Raw genomic sequence first — 18,317 nt, forward strand, 5'->3', positions numbered from 1 at the left:
CTTGATTTAAAGTCAAAACAATTGAATATTTTCAGTATAATTATAAATTTATAATGCTATCTATTTATTAAAAACGTAAAAATTCTTTTGCCATTTCTAGTAGTACATTCATTGTACTACTGACTATTTTTACAAAGTAATCATAATTACTATTTTCAGCACTGTATTTTTTAGAAAGTTCATTGAGATTGGTATTTATCCTTTTTCCTAATGCATCTAGTGATCTTTTAAATTACTTTTATTTAAATAAAGATTATTATTTTATAGTTTTTATCATAGTTAGTTGGGTTTACCACTATTAACCTCTTACATTACTAGAAATCGTTGAAGCCGTATCTTGATTGGCTCGAATAATTGCATCCATTGCTTGTATTAACGTTTTAATAATATCTAAGGCTTCGCGTTGGATCTCTGAGTTATTACTATCCAATTGCCCTGCGGCATGAATAGAATTTTCTAATACCTTAATATCACCGTCCATACGTAATGCATTATTTTGAATAGAACTATCAACTATTTTTGATACAGGGTCTGCCATGGATGAAATAAATGAACCTTGAATCATAATCTTGTTATTTGTCTCACCTGATAATTTCGCCTTACCTAATCCTTTTATTGAGGTAAAAGCACCAATGCCATGAATGGCCATAGAAACAGTAGCACTTGAAATAGCAGCAGAAAATACAAGGTCCGCTTTTTTATATAAATCATCTTTTATTTGATTAGCGTAACTCAATTGCATTAACATAAACACATTGCCTAACTTTCTTGATGACTCATATTTTTTTATCATAGCTATTAGATAATCAATCATTAAGTTAATAATATTTATCATTTCTTTAGAAAGAAAATTAAAAATACTATTATTTATTATATTATTTTTCTTTACAGCTTTATCTTTTTGTAATTCAATAGTTAAATATTGATAATTTGCTTTGTTTTTTGGCTCCCTTATCTTAGGATTTTCAATATAAACCTGATATTCTTTTCTTTCAATTCGTTCATTTATCTCATTTGCTCTTCTTCTACTTCTATTATCAAGCATTAAATTATTATTAGTTTCAGTGTTTTTCTTAACATTATCAATATTATCAATACCATTTTCTAACTGTTTTTTTATTGAAAATACATTATCATATTTATTACTTACATTGGAAACCATAATATTACTCCTATAAAATAAATTAAATATTCATATTTTTTACAATAAGTGCTCGAGTTTTATTACTTATAGATAAATTATCACTCATGCTCTGCAACATTTCAGTTAATGTGTCTACTTGTTCGTGATAACTATCCATAATTTTCTCTATTAATGATTGGATCATATTTAATATAACTTGTAACTTTTTAGAATCTGCAATAGCTCTAATAATTGCGTTGGTAATGGTCGCTGTATATATATTAATAATACTTTCAACTGCAGCAGTAATTAATCTTGATATTAAAAGCATTCTATTCAAAGCATTTAATCCAAAAGCAGCAAGATCTTTAGTTAATAGTTTAATTATTGATTTAAAAAGATTCTTTAATGTTTCCATAATTATTTCTTTAACCATTTTACCTAACATAGCTTCAAGATAATTATTTAATATTTTCTTTAATATCATTTTAACTTGTTCAGTAAAAATCTTTTTAGCGACACTAGTCACTGCATTACCCGCTGGACCAGCAACAAAACTTAATGCAATACTTCCCGCTAAAAGTCCAACAGCAACGACAGACTTTACTACCATTCTTATCCGCTCTGTCATTTCATTTTTAGTTTTTTTCATAAGATCTTCAATAGCTTCTTTACTTACACCAAATTTCGATAAAATATTAGAAAATGCAGTTTGAAATTCAGCCACGAGTTCATCGGTAATAGCATCAACAAGTTTATCGACAAGTTCACTTACCGCCTTTGTAACAGGAGCCATTGCCTCTTCCATAAACGATTTATGAGTTATCGCTTGATAAATTTCATCAGCAACTGTTAAAGAGACACTGGCTACCATCATCACCACAGCAACACCAAGTAAAACTAATGAAGCACCCGCTGTAAAAATAGCAACGGCACCCGCAATAAGTGTTAATAAAGCACCCAATATCTTTAAAGCAATCCCCCCCCAAAAGTCAGTTTCTCTTTTCTTTTCAAGTTGAGCTTTTTGATCTTCAATTTTTTGTTTTAATGATTTAGTGGTCACTTCCTGAATATCATTAAATATTTTCTGTTCACCCCGAACACGTTGTAAGGTGACTCTTAATGTTAACTCTCGTAATTTAGCTAATAAAAAAGTTAATAAAGCCATTCCCGTTAGTACATGTGATACAACTTCGAGCTCTATTTTACTTTGCGATTTTGTTAGCTTAAGATAAATATCTTTTGCGCTATCTAATCTACTATTAATTGACTCATCATGCTTTTTATTAATTAATGAATTTAATTCATCTCTATGAAATGTAATAGAATTAAGCTTATCATTGCTCATAGAAACATTTGGTATATATTTAAATGCTTCATCTAAAAAATTAGCTAATTTATTAGCTAATTTATTAATATCCGCTAAAGTATAATCTTTAGTGCTATCAGGTAAGCGCATAAAAGGAAATTTATCTTTAAGAAAAACCTCCATTTCCTCTCTAGTTTTAATCTTTTTAGTAAGTAATTTGCTAATAACAGCATCAGGAATATTTTTATTTTTTAAAAAATTAATAACTTCATCTTTAGTTTTAAACTTATTAATCTTAATTTGATTATAGATTTCCATCCAATAATCAATATAAGCTTCTTTATAATTATTCATATCATCTAAAATAGATTGATAATCATTTTTTAGCCCATTAACACCTTGAGATAATCTATCTAATTTATCTAGATAATAATCAATATTATCAATATCTTTTAATTTATCTAAGATACTTTTATTTATTAAATTTTGATATGATAGTTGTAGATAGAGGTAAGTATTTGTTCCTTTCGGAGGGGAAAAGCTTGACTCAGTAGATAAACTCGGATGTTCTTTTATAGTAAGATTGATATTGATAGAATTTTGGTTTACACCACACTTACAATCATCATATAGGTGCTTTTGATTGGCTAAAATCTCCTCTTTTCTATTTGCCTCAACGGGGCTATTTAATACATATTCTCTCTCTGTTTCTTTTTTTTGAGGATATGGCTGTGCCTTGTCTTCTTGTGTTGCTGCTGTTTTGATATTAAAATTTAAATCAGATTTAGTATCTATTTTTTTACTATTTTCTTCTTGTTCTATAGGTGCTCTTAGAACAGGATATTCAAAACTATTTTTATCTTTTAAAACGACATCATTAATTAACTTTTCATTAGTAACAGTATTAATTATTTGAGCTTGTTTTACACTCTGCTTATTAACTTTCTCAACCTCCTTAGAAGGTGAGAAAGTAGAAATTTTTCGTTCATAAATAATATCATTATTAACTTTACCATTCATATTACTCATCCTTACTTTCATCGATGACGATAAGAGGTATATCTTTTAATGACTCTAAATAAACTATTGCTTTCTCTTTTATCGCTTTATCATTAATATTTTTAACCACTTGGTCAAAGCAATATTTTGCTTTCTCTTTTTCCCCTAAAGACAAGTTACACTGCCCTGCATAAAATACGGGGCGATAATCTTTATCTGCATTTAAATAAGCTAAAGCATATAGATCAACTGCTGCTTGGTACTGTTTTTTCAATTGATTAACTGCAGCTAATCCCATGATATAATCAACATTATAAAAATCATAAAGACATAAAAACTTGAAAATAGCTTCGGCTTCATCCAGCTTTCCCTTCTGGTAGAAGTCATAAGCAAATGAGTAGATTCCTTCCATAAATCCTTCTGGAATAGCGCTTTCATCCTTAAGTGTTGTCCCATTTTGAACAATAGAAACAATATAGCTTGCTAATTGATCAATTTCTTTTTCTGACATTTTTTCATATATTGACATCGTGTTAATCCTTTCATCTTAGATGAATAATTAATAATAAAATCATAGAATAATTTTCGTTCAATTACTTTAATAAAACACACGCCACTATTTATAAAAATGAATTATCTTTTTTTATATTTTTTTATATTTATAAAATAAAAAGCATTTATTCATTTATATAATCCATCTCTTCTCTTAATCTTCCATCGATTTCTATTCTCTTCAACCAAATTAAAATATCCATAATATCTAATAAATCCTGATCCATCATAACTTCAAAAAGATGATATTTATGATAAATCTTCCGGGCTAATTCAGGATATCTTACAACAGGCGTACCTACTTTTTTTGCATAGGATTTAACGGCTAATGCCTTTGCATTAATACATTTCAATGAAACCAATGGCATAATGCCATTATCAGGATCAAAATAGATCCCAACAGCCACATGGGTTGGATTAACAATGACTGCAGAAGAATCCCTAATCACTTTCTTCATCGGTTCATCAAGTAACTCTTGATGTAATTGTTTACGTGTTGATTTTATTTCGGGATCGCCCTCCATATTCTTATTTTCTTGTTTAACCTCATGCTTTTCCATCATCATATCTTTTAAGAACAGAAAGAAATCTGTAATAATGTTTAAAATAAGAATAGGTAAAGACAATATAAAAAAAACAAATATAAAACTAACAACTAGCGAACCCCATTTATCAATAACTTGATTTAATCCAGAACGATATAATAAAAATATTTCTCGCCCATATACAACAATAAATAAATAGCAAGTAATGACAAATACTACAATAAAAAGTAGTGTTTTTATAAAATCCTTAACAGTTCTTAAGCTAAATATTTTTTTAAATCCAGAAATGGGATTGATACGAGTTAAATCTAGTTTTATTGCCTCTGTGGCCAATTTAAAACGCGATTCAAACAAAGAAGGAATTGTGCCAACTAATGCAGTTACAACTAATATTGGCAAAATGATATCAAAAAATATTTTTGATATCACTTCAATATAACTTTTTAATGTAATATTAGTAGGATGAAGTAAAAGTGATTGGTAAAAATGAACAAACTCGGTGAAATCAGTCTGATGAAATATATACATCATACCAATAATATAGACTAACCCAGAAGTTAGCTCTTTATTTTTAAAGCTTTGGCCTTTTTTAGATGAATCGTCCAGTTTTTTCTGGGTTGGTTTTTCCGTTTTTTCAGCCATGATAAATTCTCATAAATAACTCATAAAAATATCTGTTATTAAAAAATTCAGATAATTCATTTGTTAATGCTGAAGCAAAAAAGAGGAGCAACGCAGAAAATGCTATGACCCCCTTAATACACAATGATAAAGAAAAAGCATTAAGTTGTGGGCAAAATAGAGAGTAAACACCCAATGCAACTTCACTTAAAAACATAATAATAAGTACAGGTGAAACGAGCACGATCGCAACTCTTACCATATCAGTTAGCCATTTACCAATAAAAGAGTAGCCAATATTTTGATTAAAATAACCGATAGGAAAGACATCATAACTGTCTTTTAAAGTATCCATTAAAATAACTAAGCCACCTGTGTTCATAAAATAGGCAACACAAAATAACCCAGTTAAAGAAGCAAATTCAGAAGATTCAATACCTGTCGTTGGATTAATAGTATCACCAATGCTTGCACCTCGTTGATTATCAATAAATTCACCAAATGCTGACGCAATCCAAAAAGGCGTCGCTATTAATAATCCAATTAATATGCCAACCACTAGCTCACTAATTAAAATAATCCCCCAACTCTCTCTTATATCATCAGTAATAGGAATACTGGCTTTTATTCCCATTGCAACATAAAACACGATAATGTATTTCAATAACTGACTATTTAATACTCGGCTATTAAGAAAAGGGATAAACATAAAGACAGGAAATAAGCGAGCAACTAAAAGTAGCAAATCGATCAAATAAACTTGTAAATACCCAAATAGTATCAACATGTTATTTATCCAGATAATCCTATAACTAGCATCTCTTTTGCATAGACTAATATTTTATCGCCCATCCAGCCCATTGTGATCAACAAACAGACAAAGACACTCACTAACTTTATTCCAAAAGGTAATGTTTGCTCTTGAACTTGCGTAATAGTTTGTAATAAACCAATAATTAAGCCAACAAAAGTTGCTACTGCTATCGGACCCGCAGAAAGCAAAATAACCAGATAAACTGCCTTATTTGCTGCATAGACCATATCCATTAGCTTACCGCCATAAGATCAAGATATTGATTAATCAATCCTTTTGATAATAAAGTCCAACCATCCATTGCAATAAATAAAATAAGTTTTAATGGTACTGATAGCGTTATAGGGCTCATCATCATCATACCCAATGCTAATAAAATACAAGACACCACCAAATCAATAACAATAAAGGGAAGATAGAGATAGAATCCAATAATAAATGCAGATTTAATTTCACTTAATGCATAAGCAGGTAATAATGAGAGTAAAGAATTTTCAATATTTTCACTATCACCTTGGCTCTCGGGCCTATTTCCCTGCGCTTTTTCAAAAAACTCAAGTAATTCTGGCTCTGAATAACGATATAAATAGCGCTTGTATTCACCTAATGCTTCATCAGAAAAGCGTTCTAATGATTCTGGTGATGTAATACTAATAGGTTCATCAACTAAATATTGATAGCTATTTTTAGCAATTGGCGTCATGACAAATAGCGCCATCATCAATGCAACCGCATTAAGTACCATATTTGACGGAACTTGTTGAACACCAAGTGCATTACGTGTCATCACTAATACTATTGAAAATTTTAAATAACATGTTCCTGCCGCAATAATAAAAGGAGCTAATGTTGCAAAAGCAAGCGTCAGAATTAGGGTTGTTGGGCTATCCATAAATTACTCTTGAGCTGAAAAAGAACGTTGTATTTCAACAGCAAAGTTATCGCCAACTTTAACTAACTCACCCGATGCAACAGATATGCCATTTACTTTTACAATAATATTTTGGTAAGCATTTTCTGGTAACTCTATTTTATCACCTGGCGCAAGTGCTTCTATCTGTTCTATCAATAACGTCTTACTAGCTAATAAAAAAGAGACAGTAACAGGAATGGTGCTAATTGATTGTAAATTGACAGAATTATCATGCTCTAGAGTTGGCAAAATATCATCATTATGGTCATCAACATTTTTTTGATGAAGTTGAATTAAATCATCAAGATCGGTTTTTTCAGGATCAAACATTTCATTTAATTCCACGCTATTTTCCCCTTTCCATTCAAATTTCATCCATTTCTTTTGCCCAATAACTAATATTGGAGAAACTGTCTTAATTAATAAAATATCGCCTTGTAATGCACTTTTAAGTAATGAAAGGGAAATTTGGCTACTTCCCCAATAAAAATCAGCTATAGCACCAATTTTCTTTTCTGATATGCTCATCCATTGAAATTTACCATTAATTTCATTTATAAATAATTCACCAATATCACTATTAACTACAGGATAACGAATGTCAGCTGACTTTCCCAAACAGACAGTATTTACCTTAAGAGACATAGGCTCTTGTGCAAAAGGAAGTGTAATTTTTGAGAATTTTTCTAATAAAAAAGCACATAAATAAGATGCAGGAACTTGTGTCCAATCAATATTTTTTTCGGGGTAAATTTTAGTCATAACAGTATTCACTAAAATAAACCCACTAAAAGTGGCTAATGTATTTTCTCCTTTAATATGAAAATAATAGCTTGATATGTCAGTAGGTAATGAATCAAATGATGCAGATAAATATTTCATTGCACTGCCTTCATAATTTTCATTTTCTAATGGCGTATTCATCAATATTCATCCTCTTTATGCTTATCTGCATCAATTGAATTAATATGCCTATAGCTATTTTTTTCATTATTTTCTAAAGATAGTGTTGAACGACCTTGATACTGATTTAAATTTTCAAATGATGCTTGATAAACTCGTCCAGTTGATGCAATTAATTGAATTTGATTTTCTAGCGCAAAACGAATTTGTACTTGGTGATTGTCATTTCCCCAACGTTTAAAAACATAAGTTATATTATTAGGTTTAGAGAATAGAACATCTGTTTTATGTAAAATATTCCACGTTGGTAAATTAAGTAATTGCTTTCCAGAAAACGTATTTTCTGTTTTAGGTGTTAACTGTGATTTTGCTACATCAGATAACGACATAGTCGTATTTATTAACGCTGTATCTTGTAATTGTTCTTTTAATCTATTTTCCGTCTTTTTTCTAAGGTTATCGGCTAACAAAATATGATCATTATCCTGACCTAATTTATTATTTAATGGTAATTTATTATTCTCATATTTTATGAGATCATGATGTGACACATTCTCTATTAATATATTATCTAATTTATTCTTTGAGTTTGATATTTTATTTTTAACCCTATCAAAAAAAAGGTTTCTTTCATCAAAATTAATAAATTCATTTTTATTTTTTGATTCTAATCCATATTTTAAATCAGTATTTGATAAGTGTGGCTCCATACTTTTTTTTAGTATTTTATTTATACTTTCTTTTTTATCAACCTTACTATCAACAAACTCTTTATCTTTTTGTTTTATATTTATTTTTTTATTTGTGATATTACTATCAGGCGTAGACAATTCTCTTTTAAGATCTACCTTTCTACTATTTTTATCAATATAATTTATAGTGTTTTTTAATTTATTATTTTTTATATCAATACCTTGACTGATTAACTGTTTTTTAAAATTCAATGGGATAACTGGTTGCATTATTTGCTGGTTGAGCAATAATCCTTCTAGATTTTTAAGCTCATCACCATCCGTATCCAACTCATCTTTGGTATTTTTATTTGTAGATAATTTTTCTTTTTTATCTACAACTTCTGCGACTTCTTTTTTACTATCAACATCTTTTTTATCTATAACTTCAGCGACTTCTTTTTTACTACCAACATCTTTTTTCTCTGCGCTATTGCCTTTTTTACTTATAAGAGATAATAACTGCAATTTAATTTTGAAATTTTGTAGATTTTTAGACGTTATAGTTTTTAGTTGAGATTCATTATTTGTAAAATGAACCTCATCATTATAAGTAATCTGAGTTAATCTAATACTATCAGATATTATTTTGTTCATACAACGCCATCTCCTGTATTTCATTCTGTTCTAAACGTTCTAGATATAGTGTTTTTTCTAACAGTTTTCTATCAAAATAACGTTGCATTTTCTTTTGTTTCTTAACAGCTACAAGATACTCTTTTTGCAAAGCCATCTTATCTTGTTGTAATTGAGTTAATTTATTTTCAATTTCTTTAATTTGGGCATAACATATATTTAATGATGATAAAACGATAGCTTGTTTTCGTCGCTGTTGATTTAATGAAATAAAAGAATAAGTACCAGCTTTTTCATAAGCCGGTATCTCATTTTTTAATGCATTTGCTAATTGTTGTTGTTCTATTTTTTTATTTTCAGCTTCAATTAATAATTGTTGATATTGGTGCTGTTTTTTTTCTATTTTTTGTTGACGTTTAATAACAGCATTAATAAGAGATTGCTGTTCAAGAGGTAAGCGCATATAGCTTTTCCTGAGTTTCTTGAAATTCAGCTTTTTCTTTAAAGGATTGAACTAAAAAACGTTCAATTAAAGCTTGTTTATTGACGGCTTCGTCATTAAGTGCGTTATCGCCAACATGATATTCACCCAGTTCTTGCAATAATTTAATATCTTGTAAACGCATTAAAATTTGTCTTACTTTTAATGCTGCTTGTTGCTGTTTTTCACTCGTAATTTGTTGAAAAACACGACTTACACTGCCTAAAATATCAATAGCAGGATAATGGCCAGATGCTGCAATTTTACGCGAAAGATAAATATGACCATCCAAAATAGAGCGTACTTCTTCACCTATAGCATCAGGTTCATCATCGCTCTCCAATAAAACAGTATAAAAAGCAGTTATCGAACCGATTTTAGTCACACCAGGTCGTTCTAAGATTGCAGGTAACTTATCAAATACAGAAGCAGGATAACCTTTACGTACGGGTAATTCACCCGCAGTAAGCGCAACATCACGTAATGCCCGACAATAACGTGTTATCGAATCAATAAATAAGACAACATGTTTTCCCTTTTCCCGAAAATATTCTGCAACCGTTGTTGCTACAAGCGCAGCATTACAGCGATCAACCGCAGGCTGATCAGAAGTAGAACAGATCAAAACTGTTTTTTGGCAACGACTATCACTTTTCAACTCTTCAACAAATTCCGTGACTTCACGTCCCCTCTCGCCGATTAGGCCAATAACAAAAATATCAGCTTGTGAAAAACGGATAAACATATTCATTAACATGGTTTTACCTGTTCCTGCACTCGCAAATATTCCCATTCGTTGCCCTAATCCACAACTTAATAGACCATCAACGGCTCGTACTCCTGATTGAAAAAGTGTGTTAATAGGCAACCTATCACTAAATGATGGCGGGTTTGCGTCAACAGGAAATAACTCATTATACGTCTCTTCAGGTGGTTCACTGTTATCAAATCTTAATAAGCAGTGCCCTTTGATATCAATCATGCTACCTAATACATTGCTATTTAATGCAACCGAAAAAGATTTTCCTGTCGGCTCTACGACTATCTGTAAAGAATATCCTTGAGAACTTCCCATCATACTCAGTATTGTTATGCCATTACGAAATCCAATAACAATAGCTTCACCAACAGCTTCTTTATTTTCTATGCCTGTTTTTATTTGGCAAATTTCACCAATAAAAACGTCACGCAGCATCACCTCCAGAATATTTCCTTGTATTCGTGTAGGGTGAGCTGCGTAACGAAATGCTGAAAATAATTTGTTCATTACTAATTAATAAATTGCTGATAAATTTGATTCATAACTTGAAAAAATTCATCAATCGCTTTTGCCATTGTTTCACCATTTTGTAATGCAACAGGCATAAAAGAAGCTCTCAGTTCTAAATCAGACTCCACTTTCACTAAAGCAGGTTGACCAGGATAAAAGCTCTCTGTTTGTGTATTTATTTGCTCTAATAAAATACCACTGCTATTTTGTCGTAATTGATTTTCATCATATTCACGTAATACAGACCAAATCATAGGAACATCATCGACAGTTAATAAATTAATATCGGGCATTTCACCAAGACTAATAGTAATTGTTGAATGATTATCGATAGATCTACCACCAGAAAAAAGATCATCACGACCTATAACACTCATGGAGTCAATAATTAAACCTGCTAGATCACAAGACATATTCTTCCCCTAAATAGATTGCAAAACATTTATTTCCATATCTGAAGATAATTCGTCATAAGATAAAACTGAAAGCTGTGAAAATTGCGTCTCTAATAATTTTCTAACAAATCGTCTTATATCTATTGCCGTTAAAACAACATAGTTTTGAATATATTTAATTTCATCAAAAGCAACTGTCATTTTTTCCATAATAAGATCAAGCTCAGCAGGCTCTAAATTAAGGAATGTACCAGAAGAACTTTGCCTTATCCCACTACGGATTATCTCTTCGATTTCATTAGATAATATAACAACATTAATCTTTCCATTTTTAGAAAAAAAACTACTTATATACCGGGCTAACAATGAACGAATATGCTCAGTTAATAATATAGGGTCTTTTTCTTTTCCACCCCATTGTACTAAACCACCAATAATTGTCTTTATATTTCTGATAGGTATTTTTTCTTGTATTAGTCTTTGTAAAACTTCATTAATACGCTGAATAGAAACTTGTCTATAACACTCTTTCATTAACTCAGGAGATCGCTCTTCGACTTTATCCAAAATATTTTTAGTCTCTTGAATACCTAGAAACTCGATAATATTGGATGTCATTAAATATGAAAACTTATTATAAAAGTAATTTTCTGACTTAATAACTTGATAATTTAACTTGGTAAGTTTCTCTTTTTCTGTTTCTTTCACCCAATATCTTTTTATTTTATTGTCTTCTTTTTCAATATAGTTTAATCCTAACGAGAAAAATTCATCATTAGGTTCCTCTATATTAATAAGGGGGAATGGACAATCAAACTCATCAGCTTTTACTTCATTAATTAAAATAATTATCCTATCTTCTTCAATTACATCAGAATAATGGATCATAATGTCAGGTAGCAAAACACCATATTGTAAAATAAACTCTTTTTTAAGCCATTTATCAAAAACAATTTTCGTTAGGTAATCTTTTTTCGTCGTTGAGACAGTGACAATTAAAGGTAAGGTTTCTGCTTGTTCTAAAGAGATCGTTTCTGTAAGTAAAACATTTTCTTCTTCCTCTTTCTTTCCTGAAAAAAGATTAGAAATAAGTCCTTTTTTACTTTCTCCCTCTTCATTTTTTTCGCCTTCTTCTGTTACCACTGATGCGGTGGTTTTCTTTTTATTTCTCCTATTTTTTTTAAAAAAATAAAGACTAATGATCGCAGAAAGAATAAGAAATACTGGAGTTGGAAAGCCAGGTAAAAAACCAATCACAAATGCTAGTATTGCTGTCACCAATAAAGCAAAGTCTTGAGCTAATAGCTCATTCATTATGCTAAAACCTAGGTTTTTATTTTCACCACCAACACGAGTAACAATAAAACCTGCACTAATAGAGATAAGCAATGCTGGAATTTGAGCAACTAAACCATCACCAATGGTCAATAATGTATAGGTATGCAATGCTTGTGAAATCGATAAATCCATTTGAGCCATACCAACAGAAATACCACCAATAAGATTGACAAAAATAATCACAATACCAGCAATTGCATCACCTTTAATAAATTTCATTGCACCATCAAATGAACCATAAAGTTGACTCTCTTGCCCTAATTCTTTACGCCTTATTTTGACCTCATCATTAGTAATGATGCCGGATTTTAAATCTGCATCAATACTCATTTGTTTACCCGGCATACCATCCAATGAAAAACGCGCAGCAACTTCTGCAACACGTTCAGAACCTTTGGTAATAACCAAAAACTGCACAATAGTGACAATTGAGAAAACTACAAATCCGACAACTAGGTTTTCACCAATAACAAATTCACCAAATGAAGTAATAATTTCACCTGCATCAGCATCAAGTAAAATTAAGCGACTAGTACTAATAGAAAGTGCTAAACGAAAAAGAGTGGTTATCAGCAATAATGCTGGGAATGTCATGAAATTTAAAATTCGGGTAATATAAAAAGAACTCATAAAAATCAAAAGAGAAATTGTGATATTTAACCCGATAAGAAAATCGACGATGTAAGTCGGAAGCGGAATAATTAGCATCATGATCACTAAAACCATAATTGCTAATACAATAAGCTCAGAACGATTTCTAATGGCAGAAAGGAATTTATAAACCATAACTTATATCCATAAAAGCATGCTTAATATTATATTTATATTGATTTTCTTAAATAAAATCTTTCTATATTTATATATTCATCTATAATTTTTTGAATAATCACTTGGCACTCAAACCTAAACTCATCAGATAAAAACAAGCTCTCTGGATATTTATTAAACATGGTTTTTACTCCCTGTAATAACTTCATTTTTACCGTTATTAATAAACTTCCCCATTCACCTGATAATAGTGAGATTAAATATTTACTCATATCTTCTGGATATGTCATTCCATAAAATATTAATTGATAAAGTTGTTTTTCTGATATGGTATTCTGTAACTCTATTTTCTTAAAAAAATTCATATTTAATTCTATAAAACCATATAATGCTCTTAATTTATTTACTCGTTCTAATAATTGTCCAAATTCAGAACTTTGAGCACAACTAGGCATTAAAGATTGCATATCACATAACAAACTTTGAGAAAGAAATGTCAAAATAATCGTGCATTGTTTAACGTCATATTCTTCCATCCACATCTGAAAGAAATAAATTGGGTCTATATCTAAATTAATATAACTACGATATAAATCTCGTAGTACAGTGGAATTTAATGATAATAATTTAGCAAATGTTTTTGCTTTTAAGGCAATATTTATTCCTGCTTTAATATTCTTGGCATTTTCACTCTCAAGTAATCGAGCGATTTCATTTTCTATTCCAGCATCTAACTGAGCACCAAGTTTTTTCTTTCTTAATAACTCACGTAATACCATCACCAGATCGCTTTCATCAGGAAACATTTGCCGTAAATAAGCAAGAAGTTCTTGAAGACTTAGACCTGATTTTTTAAACATTAACAAAACTTTATCGAGTTTTTTATCTGCACCCTCTTCTGTTATATAGAGTGTACTTTTCCCACGATTAGCTTTTTTATCTAACCACTTTCCATAACGTTGAGAAAATTGAGTCGCAACCATCGACATATCATCAGCAATATCGGCTAATTGATTTTGGTAATTTTGCTTTTCTGAAATTTTCGGTTGCTTATATTCTGTTTCTTGCTGACTTTTGCGACTAACGTTATTTTCTTTCGATTCCACTCTAATCGGTATAGAAGAGTTAATTGGTGCAATCATTACATTACCTCATAAAAGCTTGAAGTTGTTGCAATGCTTGTGTTGTTTTTTTATTCATTGGTTGAAATGGATCTTGGCTTAGGGATTCTGATAAATCCGTTTCTGTATTATCCAATAAACGAGGTTGTAACATAAAAATACGTACCATCTTTTTATTATTGTCTGATTTATAACTAAATAATCCACCAATCAAAGGTATTGAACTTAATACGGGAATTTTAGTTTCAGCATTAATATTATCTTCACGAGTATAGCCACCAATTAATAGACTTCCTCCTTCTGAAACGCGCGCGACAGTACTAATATTCGTGCGGTTAATTACAGGTAAACGTTCAACCGTCTCATCTTTTTCTGCATCATCTTTTTTTTCTGCCCCATCTTCCAAATTGATGATCATTTCAATTTCTTTATTAGATCCTCCAATTCTTGGCAATACACTCATCATCGTCCCAAACGTTGTTGATTCTAATGTCGCAACACGCTCACCTTTAATTTGGGTATAAAAGGTGGTGTTATTATCAAAAATTGCTGGAGTATTTTCTTGAGTTAATAGAATAGGGCGAGAAACCATTTTGGCATCGCCGTCTTCTGTTAATGCTTTTATTTTTCCTAAGAAATTAAAACCTGATGCAGCACTTAAACTTGATGTATTAAAAGAGAAGGAGTGATTGCCTGAGGTATATCCAGCTTGCCAATCAATACCTAAGCTATCCGCTTTATTTTTTGAAATATCAATAATCCATAGCGATAGTTCAACTTGTCGTTTAGGTTTATCGAGTTGTTCAATTAAAGAACTGACTAATTCTAACCCTTCTCGACTGGTTTTAACTAATAAGCTATTTGCCGCAGGCAAAGGAACCAATTCAACATGATATTGCCCCATTTGTGTAATAATCGGTGTGGCTGATAAATCATTTTCATTATTATCAGTAGGTAGTGAGCTATCACCTTCCCTTTCTATAGGGTTATTTCTTGAAGAATAAGTGCCTCCTGTTTGAGACATAAACAACTGCTGAAGCACTGTTGTAATACCTGGCAATACAATCTTTTCATCTCGTAAAGAGTAAGTTCTATCTTGTACAAAGGTATTTTTTAGTGCAAATACTTGCACAAATTCCTCTCCATAACGGGAACTACCTGTTGGTACTTGATTACTTATATTTTGATAAATTTGCTCCTGAACCGCATTATCAAGATACTCAGCAGCCGCTTTAACTAGTTTAAGATAAACAGGAGGTCCAGAAATATAAAAAGTACGCTGATCCTGCCCTGAACGTAATGGGAAACGAGTATCAAATAGCCCTACATCTTGAAGATAATTTTTGAGTTCAGTTATTCCAATATTTTTTACTTGGAATAATTCTTGTTGGATCTCACTATTATCATAAACATAAATAGATTCTCCATCATTGAAATAGAGTAGTGACATTCTGCGCACCATCGAATCAAAAGCATCCTGAGGTGAAGAAATATCAAAATTTCCTGTCACTCGTTTTTTCTTAACAGCATTACTTAAAATAAATGGTTTATCTAATTTATCTGATAATACAAAGAAAAATTGCTCGATACGTGTATCAACTGCAATAAACATATCAGGTTTTTTTACCTGATGTGTGTAGATAACCTTCCCCTCTGCACCTTGAACAGGAAAAATTAAACTACAACAAATTGATAGCCCAATAGCACAGCAAATATTATTTTTTATTTTCATAAAGTAGGTGACCAATTCGACGGAATTCCGTCGGTGTAATACCAAACAGTGTTTTTATTTCATTAGAAAAATGGGATGCAGAACTAAACCCATTATCTACTGCAATTTGGGTCAACGATTCGCTTGTTGATAAAGTAGTAAGAATCGATGATGCCGCTCGCCATGAACGTAATTGACTCTTACCACAATTACCTAAATAACGTTTACAGAGCCTTCTAAAATGCGTGCCTGATACACCATATCGCTCTCCAATTTGAGCAATATTACTCTTTTTCTCATCTAAATAACTGATGAGATGTAATACAAGCCAATAGCTTTCACTATGGCGAATGGTGACAAAAAGAGGTTCTAATTGGCTATTCTCTTTTAAAGCTTCGCTAATTAATATGTACTCTAATGATCCTTCTCTATTTTCTATATGAAAAATCTGCTGATTAATATCAAATTCAGTGCCTATTGCTGTCATTTTTGAAAAATCACGAGCATAATCAATAAAGGCTAATAATCTGGCGCAGATAAAAAAAGACCTTTTTTCTATTTTCCAACTTTGATTATCAGATTGAAAAACAACATCACTATTTTTAGCATTATAAATAAATGCACTTCCTTTTATCATTTTTGTAAATTGGCCATCTCGTATTTTAATTGATGATTCATTATTCCGCGGAATACAAAAAAACAATGAATTACCCATTAATATATTTTTATCACCACTTATCTTTATATCGTTTATCAACATAATTTAAACCTCAGGAATATAAATCAACTCAAAAATGACAAAGATAACGATACAATATCGTTAACGAGAGACAATTTACGTGTTATGATTTGCATGTTCTTCGAATAATACCATCAATAATTAGTGATAAAAATATATAATTAAAGTACCGAGTTTATATTTTACAAAATATTTTTATAAAAGGTATCTTAAAGTAACAAATAAAAAACCTGTTCTTTTTTTAAAAAAACATTCTGATATTAGAATCTAATATCAATTCACGCAACAAATAGATGAGATAAATTCTAGGATATTTTTATGCTTTATTATTTATATATTTTGAATGGACCTTTAAAGTATACAAAAATATCATTAATCCCAAATGAATATTCACTATTAACATATAACAAAGGAAATAAAATACATGATAATGATGCAAGCCAACTTTACATTCCATGCGATGATGAGACATTAATTAAAAAAATTAATATAAAACTAAAAGATACAAAAGAAGATCAAAATACATTAGTGATAGAAGAGAGCATAGTAGCGAATGAAATAGGTAGTGAAATAAATATAGATCTTGATAAACCTATTTATCTTGATAATACCCCTATGTTTTTAATTAGTGAAAAAGCGAATTTAGTAAAAGAACAATTAGTATTTCAGAAGAGAGTCATTCACGTTAACTCTCGTAAAAAGATAGCTATTACATTGATAGTAGCTATCTTTTTCTTATTGCTATCTATTCTAGTTTTCTTTTTTAACAAAAAAGAAGTTAACAATGTCATACCAGAACCAACGTTATCAGTAGAAAACTATCACCATTTTTTAGGTTTAAAAAATCATTACTGTTTCTATGATGAGGCCACCCCTGAATGGGTTAAGAATAACAATAGTCAATATTCATATGTCGACATAAAAAAAATAAATCTTATTTTTAATCGAGAGAAAAAAATAGTAAATAACATTTCAATTAAAGATGGGTCAAATCCAATAATAGCTTTTATTTATCATAACAACCATGAAAAAGATAAAATTAACACATTTATTCAACAACAGTTTTCCACTTTTTGCCAACCAACTATCAAAGCTATCTCTATTCCTAGTTTAATTGAACAGGTGAATGCATTCTCTTTTGCAAACGAAACCAGTTATCAAATAAAAGAAGAGAACAATGGGATCACCTTTATATTTGATGGTGTTTTAAATAGAGAAAGCAAAATAAGATTTGAACAATTTATAAAAAAACAAACCTTCATTTTTGGCAGAAAATTTATATTTTACCATGAGAATATAGGTAATCCCGATTTAATCAATAAAGCAACCTTACAGGAAGATAACGGATATATTTTTATTGATAGTCAACACCGTTATTTTCCTAAAGGATAATATTCATGCTTCATTA

At 30.3% G+C, this 18,317-nt stretch carries 18 protein-coding genes; 1 reads left to right on the forward strand and 17 read right to left on the reverse strand.

Going from position 1 to position 18,317, the window contains the following annotated elements:
- Positions 1-67: 67 nt before the first annotated feature.
- From QSH13_RS13275 to QSH13_RS13355, 17 genes are all read right to left on the reverse strand, one after another.
- Positions 68-199: an IpaD/SipD/SspD family type III secretion system needle tip protein gene (locus QSH13_RS13275; protein WP_196544332.1), complete on the reverse strand. Its 132-nt coding sequence runs from the start codon at positions 197-199 to the stop codon at positions 68-70.
- 99 nt (positions 200-298) lie between these two features.
- The gene (locus QSH13_RS13280) at positions 299-1,162 is read right to left on the reverse strand and encodes a type III secretion protein (protein ID WP_286039269.1); all 864 of its coding nucleotides are present in this window, start codon (positions 1,160-1,162) and stop codon (positions 299-301) included.
- A gap of 22 nt (positions 1,163-1,184) precedes the next feature.
- Positions 1,185-3,452 carry a type III secretion system translocon subunit SseC family protein gene (gene sctE, locus QSH13_RS13285; RefSeq protein ID WP_286039270.1) on the reverse strand — a complete coding sequence of 756 codons (2,268 nt, stop codon included), beginning with the start codon at positions 3,450-3,452 and terminating at the stop codon, positions 1,185-1,187.
- A gap of 1 nt (position 3,453) precedes the next feature.
- Positions 3,454-3,960 (reverse strand): type III secretion system translocator chaperone SicA, encoded by a 507-nt coding sequence (sicA, locus tag QSH13_RS13290; RefSeq protein WP_109398294.1) that lies wholly within the window; start codon positions 3,958-3,960, stop codon positions 3,454-3,456.
- Between the two features lie 148 nt (positions 3,961-4,108).
- On the reverse strand, positions 4,109-5,170 hold the full coding sequence (locus QSH13_RS13295; RefSeq protein ID WP_109398295.1) for an EscU/YscU/HrcU family type III secretion system export apparatus switch protein: 1,062 nt from the start codon (positions 5,168-5,170) through the stop codon (positions 4,109-4,111).
- Positions 5,163-5,936, reverse strand: coding sequence for a type III secretion system export apparatus subunit SctT (sctT, locus tag QSH13_RS13300; RefSeq protein ID WP_196544315.1), 774 nt, complete (start codon positions 5,934-5,936; stop codon positions 5,163-5,165). Before sctT ends, QSH13_RS13295 begins: the two co-directional genes overlap by 8 nt.
- A 5-nt stretch (positions 5,937-5,941) precedes the next feature.
- Positions 5,942-6,196, reverse strand: a complete 255-nt coding sequence (gene sctS, locus QSH13_RS13305; protein WP_023583014.1) for a type III secretion system export apparatus subunit SctS — start codon at positions 6,194-6,196, stop codon at positions 5,942-5,944.
- Entirely contained in the window at positions 6,196-6,855 is a 660-nt protein-coding gene (locus tag QSH13_RS13310; RefSeq protein ID WP_109398298.1) for an EscR/YscR/HrcR family type III secretion system export apparatus protein, read from the reverse strand. Before QSH13_RS13310 ends, sctS begins: the two co-directional genes overlap by 1 nt.
- 3 nt (positions 6,856-6,858) lie before the next feature.
- Positions 6,859-7,800: a FliM/FliN family flagellar motor switch protein gene (locus QSH13_RS13315; protein WP_286039271.1), complete on the reverse strand. Its 942-nt coding sequence runs from the start codon at positions 7,798-7,800 to the stop codon at positions 6,859-6,861.
- Positions 7,800-9,107, reverse strand: coding sequence for a hypothetical protein (locus tag QSH13_RS13320; protein ID WP_286039272.1), 1,308 nt, complete (start codon positions 9,105-9,107; stop codon positions 7,800-7,802). The genes QSH13_RS13315 and QSH13_RS13320 overlap by 1 nt, the downstream gene beginning before the upstream one ends.
- Entirely contained in the window at positions 9,088-9,549 is a 462-nt protein-coding gene (locus QSH13_RS13325) for a type III secretion protein (RefSeq protein ID WP_196544318.1), read from the reverse strand. The genes QSH13_RS13320 and QSH13_RS13325 overlap by 20 nt, the downstream gene beginning before the upstream one ends.
- The gene (sctN, locus tag QSH13_RS13330; RefSeq protein ID WP_109407041.1) at positions 9,533-10,834 is read right to left on the reverse strand and encodes a type III secretion system ATPase SctN; all 1,302 of its coding nucleotides are present in this window, start codon (positions 10,832-10,834) and stop codon (positions 9,533-9,535) included. Before sctN ends, QSH13_RS13325 begins: the two co-directional genes overlap by 17 nt.
- Positions 10,835-10,836: 2 nt before the next feature.
- The gene (locus tag QSH13_RS13335; RefSeq protein WP_109398303.1) at positions 10,837-11,250 is read right to left on the reverse strand and encodes an InvB/SpaK family type III secretion system chaperone; all 414 of its coding nucleotides are present in this window, start codon (positions 11,248-11,250) and stop codon (positions 10,837-10,839) included.
- A 9-nt stretch (positions 11,251-11,259) separates the two neighbouring features.
- Positions 11,260-13,356, reverse strand: coding sequence for an EscV/YscV/HrcV family type III secretion system export apparatus protein (locus QSH13_RS13340; RefSeq protein ID WP_109398304.1), 2,097 nt, complete (start codon positions 13,354-13,356; stop codon positions 11,260-11,262).
- Positions 13,357-13,391: 35 nt separating this feature from the next.
- Positions 13,392-14,480, reverse strand: coding sequence for a type III secretion system gatekeeper subunit SctW (gene sctW, locus QSH13_RS13345; RefSeq protein ID WP_286039273.1), 1,089 nt, complete (start codon positions 14,478-14,480; stop codon positions 13,392-13,394).
- Positions 14,481-14,484: 4 nt separating this feature from the next.
- Positions 14,485-16,191 carry a type III secretion system outer membrane ring subunit SctC gene (gene sctC / locus QSH13_RS13350; protein WP_196544319.1) on the reverse strand — a complete coding sequence of 569 codons (1,707 nt, stop codon included), beginning with the start codon at positions 16,189-16,191 and terminating at the stop codon, positions 14,485-14,487.
- Complete coding sequence (locus QSH13_RS13355) at positions 16,175-16,930, reverse strand: helix-turn-helix domain-containing protein (protein ID WP_109398307.1); 756 nt, start codon at positions 16,928-16,930, stop codon at positions 16,175-16,177. Before QSH13_RS13355 ends, sctC begins: the two co-directional genes overlap by 17 nt.
- Positions 16,931-17,227: 297 nt before the next feature.
- Here QSH13_RS13355 and QSH13_RS13360 point away from each other — a divergent pair, with 297 nt between their 5' ends.
- Positions 17,228-18,301 (forward strand): hypothetical protein, encoded by a 1,074-nt coding sequence (locus tag QSH13_RS13360; protein WP_286039274.1) that lies wholly within the window; start codon positions 17,228-17,230, stop codon positions 18,299-18,301.
- The last annotated feature ends 16 nt before the right edge of the window (positions 18,302-18,317 follow it).

This window comes from Proteus faecis (genome assembly GCF_030286765.1).
Taxonomy (GTDB): Bacteria; Pseudomonadota; Gammaproteobacteria; order Enterobacterales; family Enterobacteriaceae; genus Proteus; species Proteus faecis.